The 16441-nt window shown below is 40.1% G+C and carries 15 protein-coding genes; 10 read left to right on the forward strand and 5 right to left on the reverse strand.

The window, feature by feature from the left end:
- The first annotated feature begins 6 nt into the window (after positions 1–6).
- The 4 genes from ACTNB8_RS11860 (at position 7) to ACTNB8_RS11875 (ending at position 3489) form a co-directional block, all read left to right on the forward strand.
- The gene (locus tag ACTNB8_RS11860; RefSeq protein WP_441054923.1) at positions 7–192 is read left to right on the forward strand and encodes a hypothetical protein; all 186 of its coding nucleotides are present in this window, start codon (positions 7–9) and stop codon (positions 190–192) included.
- A 37-nt stretch (positions 193–229) separates the two neighbouring features.
- Positions 230–1798 (forward strand): sensor histidine kinase, encoded by a 1569-nt coding sequence (locus ACTNB8_RS11865; RefSeq protein WP_441054926.1) that lies wholly within the window; start codon positions 230–232, stop codon positions 1796–1798.
- A complete protein-coding gene (locus ACTNB8_RS11870) occupies positions 1791–2492 on the forward strand; it encodes a response regulator (RefSeq protein WP_441054929.1) in 702 nt (233 codons plus the stop codon). Before ACTNB8_RS11865 ends, ACTNB8_RS11870 begins: the two co-directional genes overlap by 8 nt.
- A gap of 103 nt (positions 2493–2595) precedes the next feature.
- Complete coding sequence (locus ACTNB8_RS11875; RefSeq protein WP_441054932.1) at positions 2596–3489, forward strand: putative ABC transporter permease; 894 nt, start codon at positions 2596–2598, stop codon at positions 3487–3489.
- Between the two features lie 52 nt (positions 3490–3541).
- On the opposite strand, the gene ACTNB8_RS11880 is transcribed toward ACTNB8_RS11875, so the two are convergent.
- Positions 3542–4921, reverse strand: coding sequence for an aldehyde dehydrogenase (locus ACTNB8_RS11880; protein ID WP_441054935.1), 1380 nt, complete (start codon positions 4919–4921; stop codon positions 3542–3544).
- Positions 4908–6140 carry an iron-containing alcohol dehydrogenase gene (locus ACTNB8_RS11885; RefSeq protein WP_441054937.1) on the reverse strand — a complete coding sequence of 411 codons (1233 nt, stop codon included), beginning with the start codon at positions 6138–6140 and terminating at the stop codon, positions 4908–4910. The genes ACTNB8_RS11880 and ACTNB8_RS11885 overlap by 14 nt, the downstream gene beginning before the upstream one ends.
- 188 nt (positions 6141–6328) lie before the next feature.
- Between ACTNB8_RS11885 and ACTNB8_RS11890 the strand changes: the two genes are divergently transcribed.
- Positions 6329–7135, forward strand: a complete 807-nt coding sequence (locus ACTNB8_RS11890; protein WP_441054939.1) for a lysophospholipase — start codon at positions 6329–6331, stop codon at positions 7133–7135.
- A 15-nt stretch (positions 7136–7150) separates the two neighbouring features.
- Here ACTNB8_RS11890 and ACTNB8_RS11895 read toward each other — a convergent pair whose 3' ends face one another.
- Positions 7151–7372 (reverse strand): hypothetical protein, encoded by a 222-nt coding sequence (locus ACTNB8_RS11895; protein ID WP_296157232.1) that lies wholly within the window; start codon positions 7370–7372, stop codon positions 7151–7153.
- Positions 7373–7558: 186 nt separating this feature from the next.
- Between ACTNB8_RS11895 and ACTNB8_RS11900 the strand changes: the two genes are divergently transcribed.
- Both ACTNB8_RS11900 and ACTNB8_RS11905 read left to right on the forward strand, forming a co-directional pair.
- Positions 7559–7933, forward strand: a complete 375-nt coding sequence (locus tag ACTNB8_RS11900; RefSeq protein ID WP_296157234.1) for a VOC family protein — start codon at positions 7559–7561, stop codon at positions 7931–7933.
- Between the two features lie 100 nt (positions 7934–8033).
- Positions 8034–9008 carry a restriction endonuclease gene (locus tag ACTNB8_RS11905; protein WP_441054942.1) on the forward strand — a complete coding sequence of 325 codons (975 nt, stop codon included), beginning with the start codon at positions 8034–8036 and terminating at the stop codon, positions 9006–9008.
- A gap of 25 nt (positions 9009–9033) precedes the next feature.
- Here the strand turns inward: ACTNB8_RS11905 and ACTNB8_RS11910 are convergent, their stop codons facing one another.
- Complete coding sequence (locus ACTNB8_RS11910) at positions 9034–9195, reverse strand: hypothetical protein (RefSeq protein ID WP_441054944.1); 162 nt, start codon at positions 9193–9195, stop codon at positions 9034–9036.
- Between the two features lie 144 nt (positions 9196–9339).
- Between ACTNB8_RS11910 and ACTNB8_RS11915 the strand changes: the two genes are divergently transcribed.
- Positions 9340–10917 (forward strand): AAA family ATPase, encoded by a 1578-nt coding sequence (locus tag ACTNB8_RS11915; RefSeq protein ID WP_441054946.1) that lies wholly within the window; start codon positions 9340–9342, stop codon positions 10915–10917.
- Between the two features lie 73 nt (positions 10918–10990).
- Here the strand turns inward: ACTNB8_RS11915 and ACTNB8_RS11920 are convergent, their stop codons facing one another.
- The gene (locus ACTNB8_RS11920; RefSeq protein WP_441054948.1) at positions 10991–12781 is read right to left on the reverse strand and encodes a flavin reductase; all 1791 of its coding nucleotides are present in this window, start codon (positions 12779–12781) and stop codon (positions 10991–10993) included.
- A 223-nt stretch (positions 12782–13004) separates the two neighbouring features.
- Between ACTNB8_RS11920 and ACTNB8_RS11925 the strand changes: the two genes are divergently transcribed.
- Both ACTNB8_RS11925 and ACTNB8_RS11930 read left to right on the forward strand, forming a co-directional pair.
- Positions 13005–13661: a Crp/Fnr family transcriptional regulator gene (locus ACTNB8_RS11925; RefSeq protein WP_441054950.1), complete on the forward strand. Its 657-nt coding sequence runs from the start codon at positions 13005–13007 to the stop codon at positions 13659–13661.
- A 33-nt stretch (positions 13662–13694) separates the two neighbouring features.
- Entirely contained in the window at positions 13695–16430 is a 2736-nt protein-coding gene (locus ACTNB8_RS11930) for a leucine-rich repeat protein (protein WP_441054952.1), read from the forward strand.
- The last annotated feature ends 11 nt before the right edge of the window (positions 16431–16441 follow it).

Below are 16441 nucleotides of genomic sequence, written 5' to 3' on the forward strand. Positions count from 1 at the left end.
TAATATATGTCATCAATATTCCTGGCAGTGAGCGTAGTTGCCATATTTGCATTTGGTTATTTTATTGTAAAAAAAGAGGGAAGCTTTCTCGGAGAAAGCAAAAAAGAGCGTGAGAAAGAACAGGACTGTATGCAGTCGTCAAAAAAAGTGACAGTAGATAACAACAGCTTTGACCATAATAAGATTGAATGATATAATTTTGGGAAAAGATGAAAAGGTGACAGAAGTAATGAGTAGTTACAAAGGAGATTACAGGAAACGGCATCTTGAATTGTATACGGAGAAGCCTTCCATGAAAGATTTTTTTTTAACGGTTTTCATATTTGCAGTGTGTACGCTGATTGGGCTGCTGTTTCAGAAACTTCACTTTACTGATACAAATATTGTTACAGTATATATACTGGGTGTACTTCTTACATCGATTGTGACGAACGGTTATCTGTGCAGCCTTGCCGGTTCTTTCCTGAGTGTATTTCTTTTCTGTTTTTTTCTCACAGAACCCAGAATGTCATTTCGGACTTATGCAGTAGGTTATACGGTAACATTTGCGATTATGCTTGTTTCATCTGTACTTACAGGAACTCTTGCAGCAAAACTTAAGGCACATGCGAAACTCTCAGAACAGCTGGCATTTCGTACGCAGATATTGTTTGATACAAACCGTTTACTGCAAAAAGCTCAAAATAGTTCCGAGATACTGAGTGTTACATGTACACAGTTGACGCGGCTGCTTAAAAGAAATATTGTGGCATATGTTGCAGAAGAAAATATTTTGTCAGGTGGAAAGATTTTTTCAGAAGGAAATGAATGTATAGACAGTGTTTATCTTAATGAAGAGGAACAGAATGTTGCGAACTGGGTATATGCAAATCATCAGCGTGCAGGAGCAACAACAGATCATTTTGGAGATGCCAGGTGTCTCTATCTTCCTATATGTAACAGAGATAATATATATGGTGTGCTGGGAATACCGGTGAAGAAAGAAAATATGGATTCATTTGAGTACAGCATTCTGTACTCTGTTATAAATGAGTGTGCACTTGCTATGGAGAATTCAAAAAATACTGTCGAAAAAGAAAAAAATGCAGTTCTGGCCAAAAACGAGCAGTTGCGGGCAGATTTGTTACGGGCGATTTCACATGATCTCCGTACGCCACTTTGTTCTATTTCCGGAAATGCAGATATGCTTCTGAATAATGGAGAATGTCTGGACAAAATTACAAAACATCAGATATATACAGATATTTATGATGATGCGGAGTGGCTTATTGGAGTGGTAGAAAATCTGCTATCAATTACAAGACTGAATGATGGACGGCTGAAAATAAAATTTACGGATCAGCTTCTTGATGAGGTAATTGCAGAATCGCTGAAACATATCAGCAGGAAACACGATGCTTATGCGATTGAAACAGAATGTGATGAACTTATTCTGTCGCATATGGATGTCAGACTCATCATACAGGTTCTTATCAATCTGATCGACAATGCAGTAAAATATACACCACCGGGATCAACAATATTTATTCGTGGAAAAAAAGAGGATGGTAAAGCATGGATAAGCGTAGAAGATAATGGCCCCGGAATTCCGGATGAAATGAAGTCCCATATATTTGAGATGTTTTTTACCGGAAAAAATTCGATTGCTGACAGTCACCGCAGTCTTGGACTTGGACTTGCACTCTGTAATTCAATCATTGAAGCGCATGATGGGGAACTTATACTTACGGATAATAAGCCTCATGGCTGTATTTTTACTTTTTCGCTGCCGTTAAGCGAGGTGACATTAAATGAATAAAACAACAATTCTGGTTGTCGAAGACGACCGCCCAATACGAAATCTGATCGGGACTACGCTAAAAACCCATGACTATAAATATCTTACAGCGGAAAATGGAACCGAAGCAATTCTGGAAGCTTCTTCCCATAATCCGGATATTATTCTGCTTGATCTTGGACTTCCGGATATGGAAGGCGTAGAGGTGATCAGAAAAGTGCGTACCTGGTCCAATATGCCAATTATCGTGATAAGTGCGCGAAGCGAGGACACAGATAAAATAGAGGCTCTTGACGCCGGAGCCGATGATTATATCACGAAGCCGTTTTCAGTAGAAGAACTGCTTGCACGTATACGTGTTACGCAGAGACGTCTTGCAATTACTCAGGCTGGTGAGACACAGGAAACATCTGTTTTTATTAATGGAGAATTAAAAATAGATTATACGGCAGGCTGCACTTACCTGAAAAATAAAGAACTGCATCTTACACCTATAGAATATAAGTTATTGTGCCTGCTGTCACGCAATGTGGGAAAAGTGCTGACGCATACTTATATTACTCAGCAGATATGGGGGAGCTGTTCAGAAAACGATATTGCTTCACTGAGGGTATTTATGGCGACTTTGCGCAAGAAGTTGCAACCTGATAAATCCGAAACGCAATATATACAGACACATATTGGCATTGGATACAGGATGCTCAGAATAGAATAAAATATATATAGGTTTATCACAGGGTATCTGTTATAATAGGTCATAAGTTTGCTTATGGAAAATGAAATAACTCAGAACAACATGTAAGAAGGAGGAATACATAATGATTTGTGGGATGACTTATTATCAGATATGCTGGTATTTTCTGATATATTCGTTTGGTGGCTGGATCGTTGAGGTAATCTTTCATGCAGTAGCACTTGGAAAGGTTATAAATCGGGGATTTCTGAATGGACCGGTCTGCCCGGTTTATGGATTTGGGGTTTTATCTGTCTTCGCATTGATAAACACACTTCAGAGCGGTGGACGCCAGATGAGTGATGTGATGTTGTTTGTTTTTGGAGTTATTCTGGCGACAGCAGTTGAACTGATCGCCGGCTGGCTGCTGGATGTATGTTTTCATGCGAGATGGTGGGATTATTCAGATAAGCCGCTGAATTTTCACGGATATATATGCATGGAATTCTCATTGCTGTGGGGAATGGCTATTGTTCTTGTTGTAAAAGTTTTTCAGAAATATGTGGAAAACAGTAATGTGATGCAGAATTCATCTACAATAGGCTGGGTTGTTCTTGCAATTCTTTATGCTCTGTATTTCGTGGATTTTGTTGTAACAGTTGCAGTTATACAGGGACTGAACAAGAAACTTACGAAGCTGGATAAAATTCGTTCAGATATGAGGATTGTGAGTGATAAGATCAGCACAACTGTTGCTACGACTACAATTGATACAGCACAGAAAGTAGGAGAGGGAAAGGTTCAGGCAGCCCTTGCGAAGGCGGAACTGCTGGATGCAGCAGCAGCCAAAAAGGACAATTCTCTTGAAATGCTTCGCATGAAAAAGGCAGAACTTCAGACTCAGTTTGATGAACTGTCAAATTCCATTACAAACCATGTAGTATTTGGCCAGGGAAGACTTCTTAAGGCTTTCCCGAGAATGAAGCACAGAGACTATTATGAAGTAATCCAGGAATTAAAAAAGAAACTGGAAAGATAATAACGGAAGCCCTCTGAGACAGTTCAGGATTCTCAGAGGGCTCATTTTATATTCATTTCAGGAAAAAATGAATCAGTTTACTATTCAGGGATTTATATGGCTGGTATCGCATTGGCAGATCCAGCCATGTTTTTTTGTCTACGATACTTTTGTAATGTGAAAATGTGCGGAAGCCTTCTTTGCCATGATATCCTCCCATACCGCTTTCACCGAAACCGCCAAAAGGCATTTCACTGGTAGCCAGATGAATGATCGTGTCATTGATACAGCCGCCTCCGAACTGACACTGGGACATAACCCTGTGTGCAGCAGTTTTGTTACGGGAAAAGAAATACAGGGCAAGCGGATGCGGCAGGGTGTTGATCTGGTGGATGAGATCATCCAGCGAATCATAGGTAAGAACAGGCATGACCGGACCAAAAATCTCTTCCTGCATGATGGGGTCATTATATGTTACATTGTCCATAACAGTTGGTTCGATGCGAAGTGCATCAGCATCTGTATGACCACCAAAGACAGTTTTGGAGCTGTCAATCAGTCCGGAAATCCTCTGAAAATGTTTGCTGTTGATGATTTTTCCATAATCAGGATTATCAAGTGGCTGACTGCCAAATTGAAGCGGAATCTGTTTTTTTACTTCTTCAATGAAAGCATCTTTTACGGAAGAGTGGCAGCAGATATAATCAGGTGCCACACAGGTCTGGCCGCAGTTAAGATATTTCCCGAAAACCACACGTCTGGCTGCAAGCTTAAGATCCGCAGAAGTGTCTATGATGCAGGGGCTTTTGCCACCTAATTCTAGTGTTAACGGAGTCAGATGTTCAGAGGCCTTTTTCATAACTTCCTTTCCAACAGCCTGGCTGCCGGTAAAAAAGATATAATCGAAATGTTCATTGAGAAGACTGGTATTTTCTGTACGTCCGCCTGTAACTACAGCGACAGCTTCAGAAGAAAAACATTCTTTTATTAGTTCGGAAATGACAGCACCGGTGTTGGGTGAGTAAGCACTTGGTTTCAGGATAACTGTGTTTCCGGCTGCAAGAGCGTCCACCAACGGATCAAGAGAAAGAAGGAATGGATAGTTCCAGGGACTCATGATCAGAACAACACCGTATGGGCCAGGTTTGGTAAAACTTCGGGAATGAAACTGAGCCAGAGGTGTATGCACCCTTTTTTCACGGGAAAAACTGCGGATATGCTTTAGCATATAAGAAATTTCGCTTAGAACAAGTCCGGTTTCACACATGTAACTTTCAAAATTGCTTTTGCCAAGATCCGCAGCCAGCGCACGGGCGATTTCATTTTCATGATTCTGGATACATGTCTTCAGCTTTTTCAGGGCATTTATGCGTGAATTGACATCAAGGGTTCGTTTACTGTAAAAATAGCTACGTTGTTTTTCGACAAGTGTATGAATTTCATTCTGCGTCATGGGAAGATTCCTCCTGTTTTCTGTTCATGAGAATATAATAAAATCTTTCCAGCTGATGAGCGTCCATCAGCACTGGTACAGGATAAAGTGGATTTCCTTCTTTGTCAGCATAACGGGCAAGTTTGGGAATATCCTCTTCTCTGATCTCATTTACAGTATCTCCGATGTTGAATCGTTTTTTCATATCTTTTACTGCCTGAATAAAAGCCTGCGCAGCTTCTTTTTCGGGAGTTTCCTTCGTGGCAACACCGGCAGCCAGAGCAAGTCTGGCAAGTTTCTTATTTATAACATCACCGTATTCTTCCAGCACAAAAGGAAGAAGTATGGCATTCGCAAGTCCATGTGGAACATTATACTGCCCGCCGAGGGTATGTGCAACAGCATGAACATATCCGACGTAAGATTTTGTAAAGGCACACCCGGCAAAATAGGAGGCGCGGAGCATGTTTTTACGTGCTTCTTTATCAGAACCGTCATTGTAGGCACGGTCAAGGTTTTCGAAGATCAGCTTAACTGCATCCAGAGCATTTTTGCGTGTACCCGGTGTAGTGGAGTTTCCAATGTAAGCTTCCACGGCATGGGTGAGAGCGTCCATTCCTGTTGTTGCTGTGATGAAAGGGGGAAGGCTTAAAGTGACTTTGGGGTCCAGAACTGCATATCTGGGAATCAGAGGGAAATCATTGATTGCATATTTATGTCTTGTTTCTGCATCTGTGATCACGGCAGCCAGTGTTGTTTCGCTTCCGGTTCCTGCAGTTGTTGGAATTGCAATAAGAAGAGGAAGTTTCTTGTGAACTTTGAGGATTCCTTTCATTTGTGCAAGAGACTGGTGAGGTTTGGCAATCCGGGCGGCTACAGCTTTGGCACAGTCCATACTGGATCCACCGCCAAAACCGATAACGGCTTTGCTTCCGGACTGATACCAGAGATTTTCGGCTTCCTGCACATTGACGGTAGTAGGGTTGGCAACAGTTTTGTCATAGATGGAATAAGAAATCTGATTTTCTTTCAGTGCTTTTTCCAGACGTTCTGTGAGACCAAGGTTGCGGATACCTTTATCAGTGATGATAAGTACATTATCGCATTTTTTTTTCAGGAGGATTTCCGGCAGAGCTTTTACGCTGCCGACAACTTCAGGATTACGGTATGGAAGAAAAGGAAGGGCGAATTTGAAAGCTTTCTGAAATGTACGACAGTATATTTTCCTTAATTTATTCATATAAAAGTCCTTTCGATAATTAAATAATTTGAAAATCAAAACAATGATATTATACCATTCATTTCAGTGTTGTAAAGATGTTTATATAATAAGATCTTGCTTAATTCTTATCGACAAACTGGCAGTTATTATGAGATAATGAGAATGGGATAAGCAAAACAATATAATTTTTTGAAGGAGGCTTTTATATGCAGGAAGTATTTGTGGAGTCATTTGATGGAACAAAGCTGTTTTTCAACAGAGAACTGGTGGAGAATGCCAGGGCTGCAATTGTAATTGTTCATGGTCTCTGTGAGCATCAGGGCCGTTATGATTATTTTGCAGACAAGCTTCATCAGGCGGGAATCAGTACATACCGCTTTGACCACAGAGGACATGGAAGGTCAGAAGGCGAACGGACTTATTACAGTGATTTCAATGAAATTCTGGATGATACAAATGTGTTTGTTGACCTTGCCATCAAAGAAAATCCGGACATTCCGGTATTCCTTCTCGGACATAGCATGGGAGGGTATACAGTTTCTCTTTATGGAGCAAAATATCCGGACAAAAAGCTCCGTGGCATTATTACAAGTGGAGCATTGGTCAGAGATAATGGTAAACTGATCACATCTGTGGACAGGACGCTGGATCCGCATACCAAGTTACCGAATGAACTGGGAGCAGGGGTGTGCTCAGTGAAAGAAGTAGTAGACTGGTATGGCAAAGACCCTTATAATACCAGCACTTTTACAACTGGTCTCTGCTACAGTATCTGTGACGGACTGGACTGGTTCAGTGCTAAAATGAAGGATTTTGCATATCCGGTTCTTATGATGCATGGTGAAAAAGATGGTCTGGTTAGCGTAAAAGATACCATGGATTTCTTTGCAGCAGCAGCTTCAAAAGACCGCCAGATGAAAATCTACGGAGGCCTTTTCCATGAAATCCTTAATGAATACTGCAGAGATGAAGTGATCTCAGATGTGATTGCATGGCTGGATCACAGAATCTGAATTTCGCCCAGGTAGTTATTCTGTAAAAGTATAGCGGGTCATATATCCGCCGGGTTCACCTGCTGAAATTATGGTATCTCCGGCAGAATTTGTAAAAATTTCTCTGATTGGAAACTGTGCATGTTCTTTTACGTAAGCTTCCGGACTTTCAATTTCAGCCACGATGATTTCCTGTCTGGCATGTCTGGTACCACCGCAGGGATTTATGTTTTCAATAATGATTTCATATTCTTTCATAACAGCATATCCTTTCATCATGAGCATATATTATAGTTGGAGGCGTTTGTTCTCCAAACATAATTATATAAAAAATGAGGCAGGGTTTCAAAACAAAAAGGAAGGATTTTTTTTGTTACCTGAGTATGATATGATAAAAGAAGTTCAGAAACCAGATAAAGAATAATAAAGGAAAGGAGCACAGAAATGAGTTTTCAGTTTGCACATTATAATTATAATGTTATGGATCTCGACAGATCAATTAAGTTTTATGAGGAGGCACTTGGACTTAAAGAAGTAAGACGTAAAGAAGCCGAAGATGGAAGTTTTATCCTGGCATATCTTGGGGATGGAAAGACAGGATTTCAGCTGGAACTCACCTGGCTGAGAGACTGGGAAAAGGATCATTATGATCTTGGAGATAATGAAATCCATCTTGCTTTTACAACAGATGACATGGAAGCAGCACATAAGAAACATGAAGAAATGGGTTGTATCTGCTTTGAAAATCCGGCGATGGGAATTTATTTTATAAATGATCCGGACGGATACTGGCTGGAGATTGTGCCGGAAAAAATGTAATATGATCTGAATACTCCCCCTTGGATGTGAAATCTGAGGGGGAGGTTTCTATATGAGAAGGTACAGAGGCGTTCTTGAATGGAAGGTATGAAAAATATATATGTATAAAAATATAATACAGTGGATATTTGAATATATAAAAAATATTTGTGAAAATGAACCAGTGATCAGACTGGGAGTTATGGGGGCTATAGGGGCAGTGCTTGCAATTGCGGCAGTTCGCATAATAAATAAGCTGATTATTATAAAACGCAGGCATAAGTTTTCAAAACATTATGGGAACATTGTATTGCCCAGAAATGTACAGATTAAAAAAAGAAAAGAATCAGGTGCAAATCATTTCAAATTAAGATATCCACACTGGAATGTAGAAAAAACTGATGGAACAGCCGATTTGAGGATAGGAAATAATTACATCATATGGGAAGAAAGTGTATTGTATGTCGATGAATATATAGTGATTTCAGAAGTTCCATATGTGTTGTTATATATTGTGAAAGAATTACGTAGTCAGGGAATAGTAATTGACTTATGTAGAGAAGAAAAATTGAAAAAAGTTCAGTTGTTGAAGAAAAAACAAGTCTTTATTGATGATGGAAGTATTAAGAAAATTGTAGACTATTATTCTGAAAAACCAACGGACTTTGAAAAATTCTGTGCAGATTTATTTGCAAGTATGGGGTACAAATATAAGCTTACACCGCCAACAAATGATGGCGGTTATGATATTCTATTAATTAAAAATGGAGAAAAAGTAATTGTAGAGTGTAAATGTTACTCCCCGGATAACAATATAGGACGTCCATATATTCAAAAACTGGTCGGGGCAAATCAGATTGTAGGCGCAGACAAAATGCTGTTTATTACTACAAGTGATTATTCCGCAGCAGCTGTTACGTATGCAGAAGAAGCAGGTGTGGAATTAATAAATGATCTGGGACTTTTGAAGTTACTCAAAAAAAAGGGATTTCTTAAAAAAGAAAATGCAGTAGTGAGTGATAAAGAATGCGAACTTCAAATAAAAGATATGCAGCCATATGTTCCGAAAGATATTTATGAAAAATATTTTATATAGATATCGACAGCTCTTGAAGAAGTTTTTAAATTTCTCCAAGAGCCGTTTTGTGCTTAGTAGTTATTTTGTAGGAAGCCTTAGAAGCGGCTGATACAGTGGAATAATTTGAAATATTCCAGGAAAAAATTAAACAGATAATAAGACAAAATGATAAAAAATGTTTGATAAAAGTAAATTCTTTTTTCATATGAAAGTTGCCTCCTTTTTATTGAGTATAGCATACTGTTTACAGAAACTAAACCCTGACAGGGAAGGTTTTATATTGTAAGAAATGTGGATATGATATAAAATAATAGAAATAGAGAAAAAACTCGGGAAGGAGTGAATGTAGATGGGAAGCTACCTGAATGTGAGCAATGGAAGTTTTGAACGTGCGGTAAATTCTGAAATATATGTAGATAAAACAGGGCTGATTGAGTATACAAATAAAGTGCTGAATACGATGGAATGTAATATCTGCGTCAGCCGTCCTCGTCGATTTGGAAAATCCATGACTGCAAATATGCTGGCTGCATATTACAGCAGAGGTTGCGATTCCAGAAAACTTTTTGCTCCTTATAAAATTGCAAAAAGTGAAAGTTTTGAGAAATATCTCAACAGATATGATGTTGTTTTTCTTAATATACAGGAATTTTTAAGTCAGAGTTCAAATATACAGGAGACACTATCTCTGCTTCGGCGAAGTGTTTTGTGGGAATTACTGGAGGAATATCAGGATGTCAGATATTTTGATAAAACAAACCTCACACGAACAATGCAGGATATTTATAATAAAACTCGAAATCCTTTTGTTGTTATTATTGATGAGTGGGATTGTATATTCCGAGAATATAAAAATGACAGTGGAGCTCAGAAAACATATCTTGATTTTCTGAGGGATTTGCTGAAGGATAAAGAGTATATTCATTTGGCATATATGACAGGGATTTTGCCTATAAAGAAGTATGGTACACATTCAGCTTTGAATATGTTTGATGAATTTTCCATGATAAATCCCGGACCTTTGGCAGAATATGTAGGCTTTACTGGGGAAGAAGTAAAAGAACTGTGCAGTAAATATCACATGCAGATGGCTGAAGTAAAAAGCTGGTATGACGGTTATTCATTTAGAAATGCACCGTCAGTATACAGTCCGCGTTCAGTTGTGACTTGTATGCGTCTGGGAGAAATCGGAAATTACTGGAATCAGACAGAAACGTTCGAAGCATTACAGACATATATAGATATGAATTTTGATGGTCTGAAAGATGATGTCCTCAGCATGATGGCAGGAGAAAAGATTTCGATAAATACAGCAAGTTTTACAAATGATATGACTACGTTTCGGACAGAAGACGATGTGCTGACTCTGCTTGTTCATCTTGGATATCTTGGATATGACTATGATAACAAGTGTGTATTTATACCGAACAATGAAATAAGGGGAGAGTATGTAAGTACAGTTGCTGTATCCGACTGGGGAGAGATTTCAAGATCGTTAAAGAATTCAGCGGATACGTTAAATGCAATATGGCAGAAAAAAACAAGACAGGTTGCGGAGGGAATAAAGCAGGCTCATTTTGAAACGTCACATATTCAGTATAATGATGAAAATGCATTAAGTTATACAATTTCACTGGCCTTATATGCTGCCAGAAATTTTTATACAGTACACAGAGAACTGGCAGGAGGAAAAGGATTTGCAGATCTTGTGTTTATTCCACGGAAAAAATTTGAGGATAAACCGGTACTTGTTGTGGAATTGAAATGGAATAAAAGTGCAGAAGGGGCAATAAAGCAGATCAAAGATAGGGAATATTGTGAGAGTCTGAAAGAATATACCGGAAACCTGCTTCTTGTTGGAATCAATTATGACAAAGAAACAAAAGAACATTCCTGCATGATTGAGGAATGTATAAAACATTGTTGACTGGAGCAGATGAGCAGGGCAGTCTGAGAAATACTTCTCAGGCTGCCCTGCTCTGGTGTATGGAGAAAACATCTTACTGGATAGGCTCGAAATCTACAGCACCATGTTTGCACAGCGGGCAGATGATATCTTCCGGAAGTTCATCTCCTTCATAGATATATCCGCAGACTTTGCATACAAAGCCTTTTTTGCCTTCTGTTTCCGGTTTCGGTTTTACATTCTGCTGATAATAAGTGTAGGTCATGGTATCCTGGTCACTCATGACACGTGCTTCTGTAACACTGCAGATGAACATTCCGTGAGTTCCGAGATCTACATACTGTTCTACTTTCAGGGACATGAATGCATTGATGTATTTATCAAGGAATACAAGTCCGTTGCCGGAGCGGTTGATCTTCTGACCTGCAAATTTATCTACAGTTCTTCCGGACTGGAAGCCGAACTGCTGGAAGACAGAGAATGGTGCGTCAACAGAGAGACAGTTTACATTCAGGATTCCGGTCTGCTGGATCACATGATGGGAGTAGTTTGTCTTGTTGATATTTACTGCTACACGATACGGATTATCGGTCAACTGAGTAACTGTATTTACGATGAGTCCGTTGTCGCGTTTTCCGTCATTGGAGGTCACTACATAGAGACCATAGCCGATGCGGAAAAGGGCGGACATGTCGTTTTTGTTTGCAAGATTATCATCTTTTGCAATATATTCCTGGCAGAGTTCATCTGACATTGCTTCGATTTCTTTTCGGTTTTCTTCTTTTACAGCGGACCAGATGTGAACGGAATTTTTCAGCCAGTCAATCTTTTTGCATTTGGACATCATTTCTTTCATGATCTTTGCTGCCAGGGGTGCCCAGGTGCCGTTTTCGATAAGACCAACTGTACGGTTCTGATAGTTATGTTCAACAAGTCTTGTAATAAAGTCGTTCATAAAAGGATAGATACTTGCATTATAGGTTGTGGTTGCAAGGATAAGCTTGGAATAGCGGAATGCATCACTCAGTGCCTGAGACATATCATCCCTTGCAAGATCATAAACCAGGACACGTGGACATCCTTTGGCTTTCAGTTTTTCTGCAAGAAGAGCAACCGCATTTCTGGTATGACCATAAACAGAAGTATAGGCAATAACGATTCCGTCAGATTCAGGTGTGTAGGAAGACCAGGTATCATAAAGACCGATATAATGACCGAGATCTTCTGAGAGAACCGGACCGTGAAGTGGGCAGATGATCTGAATATCAAGGGTTGCAGCAACTTTCAGAAGATTCTGTACCTGTGCACCGTATTTTCCTACGATACCGATGAAGTATCTTCTGGCTTCATTATCCCACGGTTCATCTGCATCAAGTGCACCGAATTTACCAAATCCATCAGCAGAGAAGAGAACCTTTTCTGTACTGTCGTAAGTGACCATAACTTCCGGCCAGTGTACCATCGGTGCAAATACAAAGGTGAGCTGGTGATAACCAAGGGAAAGAGTGCTGCCGTTCTCAGCTATTACTTTCTGTCCTTCCAGATCAAGTTCAAAGAAGTTGCGGATCATATTAAAAGCTTTTGCTGTTGCAACAACAGTAGTGTCCGGATACACTTTCAGGAAATTTGCAATGTTTGCAGCGTGGTCAGGTTCCATATGCTGTACGATCAGGTAATCAGGTTTGCGTCCATTTAAGACCTGCTGGATGTTATCGAGCCACTGATGCGTAAAATCAGCGTCTACAGTATCCATGACTGCGATTTTTTCATCGAGGATAACATACGAGTTATAGGACATTCCGTTGGGAACTTTGTACTGTCCTTCAAAAAGGTCGATGCGGTGATCATTTACGCCTACATATTTAATGGTATCTGTGATCTTCATAATATTTCCCTCCATTTGTTCTGAGAATTATATATAGCAGTAAAAACAGTTTTATTAATTGTGTAAAAGAGTTGCTTAACTTTGTTAAAAGAATAACAGAATTGAGAGAAAAAATCTGTTGCAAATGTCACAAAACAGTTAATTGTTGAGAAAGTTTATGATATAATTCTGGTAAGAAATGTCAGTATACAACAGGATTTTTATCCGGGAGCAAGAGGCAAAGATGAAACAGCATATAACACTTTTTACAGATATTCTTCCCGAAGAACAGGAAAGAATGCGAATCTGTTTTAATGCGAGGGAAGAAACTTTCCGAAGTGGAGAAACAATTATGGAGTATGCAGGTACCATGCAGAAAATAGGCGTGATTCTTTATGGACGTGCAGTTCTCTATTGCTGTGATACAGACGGAGATGAGAACATGATCGACGAACTGAATAAGGAGGCTGTGTTTGGGGAGCCGTTTCTTCTGCCTTCGGATTCACAGCACTATTATGTTGTAGCAGCAGAGGAGACAAGGGCGATGTTCATTGATTATGAGCATGTGATCAAGAGATGCGAGAATGCCTGTCATCATCACAGCCAGATGGTAAGCAACCTTCTGCAGCTGACAGCGCTCCAGTCGAGACAGCAGATGGAGAGGATTTATGTATTGTCCAGATCAACGACACGTCAGAAGATTTTGTCGTATCTGAATGCGCTTTCCGCAGAAAAACAGAGTGATACAGTTCGAATTCCCATGTCGTACACATCTCTTGCACAGTACCTCAGTGTGGACCGGAGTGCAATGACAAGGGAATTGAAAAACCTGGAAGAAGAACAGATAATAGAAAAAAACGGCCGGAACATTCTGGTCAGAAAATACAGGCTTCAAATATAGACTAACGGTAATGAGAAAGGAGAATTACGTAAGATGAAAAGAAAAATTTTGACAGGACTTCTGAGTCTGACTCTTGCGATACAGCCTGTATCTGTGTGTATGGCAGAAGATTTCAGCGCAGGAGATACAGTAACAGAAAATATTTCAGAAACTGAATCAGAAGAAGTACAGCAGGAAAATTCTTCTGATACTACAGAAGAAACCGTGATTGGTGACAGTGTGCAGATTACTGAAAGTGACAGTGCGACCGAAGAAAACGCAGATGCAGAATCTGGTGAGACGGTTACAGTTACTGATGAAGAAAACCCTGATTCAGAGTCAGAGATCGGTATATCTGAGGAAGACACAGACGGAGAGGCTGTAGAAATCCAGGAAGAGGAAGTCTTTTCTGATGATGCAGGTCAGGAAGGTGATGAAGCAGGAAGAGCCTTTAATCTTGGAAATGGAATCACTGCAAAACTGGATGCAAATATACTTACTGTCAGTGGAAGTGGTGCAATGCCGGATTTTGAAGAGGCATCAGATGCCCCCTGGTTTACGAACTATACAGGTATAAGCAGAATTGTTATTGAAGAAGGAATTACCAGAATCGGAAAGAACAGTTTTGCAGAGCGATTCAATCTAATGAATATTTCACTTCCGGAGAGTCTGACGGAGATCGGTGTCGGAGCTTTCAGCGACTGTAATGATGACAGGCTGGAAGAAATCACTTTTCCAGAGAGACTTACTGTAATTGGAGAAGGCGCATTTCAGGGGTGCACGTACCTCAAGACTCTTACATTTGGAACGGACAGTAAACTTCAGACAATCGGGGATCATGCGTTTAAGAATACCGGACTTGTGAAGGTAACGATGCCGGCTTCTGTAAAAACACTGGGAACGGATGTATTTGGTAATTGTGGGTCACTGGAAGAACTGAACATGTCAGAGGGGAATACTGTTTATGCATCAGATGCAGGTGTACTTTATTCCAAAGACATGAAAACTCTTTATCTGTGTCCGTGGAACAAACAGGGAACCAGTTATAAGATTCCGTCAGGAGTTACTATTATTGAAGAAAATGCTTTCAGCAATAACAAAAACCTTCAGGAAGTCATTCTTCCGGGAACATTGAAGACCATAAAAACAAGTGCATTTGAGTCATCTGCAATTGAAAAACTGATTATACCGGATTCCGTAACTTCTGTTGAAGAATATGCATTCCGTTCCTGCACAAAGCTTAAGTCAGCTGTGATAGGAAAAGGTCTTGCTGTTGTTACAAATTCAGTTTTTGCTTACTGCAGCAGTCTTGGAAGTGTTGTTCTTGGCAGCTCCGTAAAAACGATCGAAGGCAGAATGAGTGACGGAGAACTCATAAAAGACGGTGCATTCAAAAACTGTACATCCCTTACTTCTGTAACGATTCCGGCTTCGCTTGAAATGATCGGAGCAGGCGCTTTTGAAGGCTGTACAGCTCTGAATCTCAAATATCCGTCCTGGCTTGTGGGAATGGAAGACGGTTCATATCTTAAGGTTGAAACCCTGAGTTATACAGGTAATTGTCATTATAAAGACGCATATGAAGTTCTGAATATTGTTAATCAGGAACGTGCAAAATGTGGGCTTTCATCACTTGTCATGGACAGAGATCTTATGGAAAGCGCCATGCAGAGAGCAGCAGAAACCTGTCTTGATTTTGACCATATGAGACCTTCCGGAATCAACTGCTTTACGGTAAACACGAAAGCAAGCGGAGAAAATATTGCAGCAGGAAGCAGTACAGCATCAGCAGTAATGGAAAACTGGATGAACTCCCCCGGACACAGGGAAAATGTCCTGAGAGACAGTTTTACATCCGTGGGTATCGGATGTTTTGAACAGGGTGGTGTGAAGTACTGGGTACAGCTTTTTGGTACGAATGCACCGGATTCTTTTGCACAGCCGTCAGACAGAAGTGTGACAGTAAAAGTTCGTATGAAGGCAGCTGATTATCAGAAACATGCACTTCTGGAATGGAAAGAAGGAGGCACTGGAGCTATAGAGATCGGTTCGTCCGGAATTCTGCAGTTTTATATTCAGAATGTGGGGTGGAGCCGTGTACGTTCCTGGCCGGATAACAGTACATTCAAATGGAGCAGCAGTAACAGTAAAGTTGCAACGGTAGATCAGAACGGTAAAGTAAGTACAGTAGCCATTGGCACAACAACAATTACGGCAACAGGCGCAGGACTTACAGCTACAATGCAGGTTACAGTAAAAGCAAAACCCGAGATTAAAGCAACAAGTGTCCGTCTGAATCAGAAAAAACTGTCACTTCTGAAGGGAAAGAAATATACCCTGAAAGCGACAATAAAACCGTTCAATGTGAAAAACAGAAAACTTAAGTGGACAAGTTCCAACAAAAAAGTTGCAACTGTGAATAAAAACGGAAAAGTTACCGCAAAGAAAAAAGGAACAGCGACAATAACAGTAAAAACCGCCAACGGAAAGAAATATTCCTGCAAGGTAACTGTAAAGGAAGTACGTTCAAAGAAAATAAAGCTTAATATAAAAACACTGAAAGCGTACAGAGGTTATAAGTTTACCCTGAAGAGAAAACTCACGCCTTCCAATTCTACAGACAAAGTTACCTGGAAGAGTTCAAACCCGAAAGTTGCCACTGTATCTTCAAAGGGTGTCGTAACAATGAAGAAAAAAGGAAAAGCTGTGATCACGGCGACAACAGAGAGCGGCAAAAAAGCCAAAGTCCAGGTTACAGTCTGGAAGAAAAAGAAAGTGTCAAAGAAGTAAAAACGGATTAA

It is taken from the genome of Blautia sp. HCP28S3_G10, assembly GCF_052065235.1.
Classification (GTDB): Bacteria; Bacillota; Clostridia; order Lachnospirales; family Lachnospiraceae; genus Blautia_A.

Bases quoted from the DNA above. Each gene is read 5' to 3' on its own strand.
- ACTNB8_RS11900 (WP_296157234.1), top strand. From the start codon at position 7,559: ATGAGTTTTCAGTTTGCACATTATAATTATAATGTTATGGATCTCGAC.
- ACTNB8_RS11885 (WP_441054937.1), bottom strand. From the start codon at position 6,140: ATGAATAAATTAAGGAAAATATACTGTCGTACATTTCAGAAAGCTTTC.
- ACTNB8_RS11890 (WP_441054939.1), top strand. From the start codon at position 6,329: ATGCAGGAAGTATTTGTGGAGTCATTTGATGGAACAAAGCTGTTTTTC.
- ACTNB8_RS11870 (WP_441054929.1), top strand. From the start codon at position 1,791: ATGAATAAAACAACAATTCTGGTTGTCGAAGACGACCGCCCAATACGA.
- ACTNB8_RS11895 (WP_296157232.1), bottom strand. From the start codon at position 7,372: ATGAAAGAATATGAAATCATTATTGAAAACATAAATCCCTGCGGTGGT.
- ACTNB8_RS11920 (WP_441054948.1), bottom strand. From the start codon at position 12,781: ATGAAGATCACAGATACCATTAAATATGTAGGCGTAAATGATCACCGC.
- ACTNB8_RS11925 (WP_441054950.1), top strand. From the start codon at position 13,005: ATGAAACAGCATATAACACTTTTTACAGATATTCTTCCCGAAGAACAG.
- ACTNB8_RS11860 (WP_441054923.1), top strand. From the start codon at position 7: ATGTCATCAATATTCCTGGCAGTGAGCGTAGTTGCCATATTTGCATTT.
- ACTNB8_RS11910 (WP_441054944.1), bottom strand. From the start codon at position 9,195: ATGAAAAAAGAATTTACTTTTATCAAACATTTTTTATCATTTTGTCTT.
- ACTNB8_RS11880 (WP_441054935.1), bottom strand. From the start codon at position 4,921: ATGACGCAGAATGAAATTCATACACTTGTCGAAAAACAACGTAGCTAT.
- ACTNB8_RS11915 (WP_441054946.1), top strand. From the start codon at position 9,340: ATGGGAAGCTACCTGAATGTGAGCAATGGAAGTTTTGAACGTGCGGTA.
- ACTNB8_RS11875 (WP_441054932.1), top strand. From the start codon at position 2,596: ATGATTTGTGGGATGACTTATTATCAGATATGCTGGTATTTTCTGATA.
- ACTNB8_RS11865 (WP_441054926.1), top strand. From the start codon at position 230: ATGAGTAGTTACAAAGGAGATTACAGGAAACGGCATCTTGAATTGTAT.
- ACTNB8_RS11905 (WP_441054942.1), top strand. From the start codon at position 8,034: ATGTATAAAAATATAATACAGTGGATATTTGAATATATAAAAAATATT.
- ACTNB8_RS11930 (WP_441054952.1), top strand. From the start codon at position 13,695: ATGAAAAGAAAAATTTTGACAGGACTTCTGAGTCTGACTCTTGCGATA.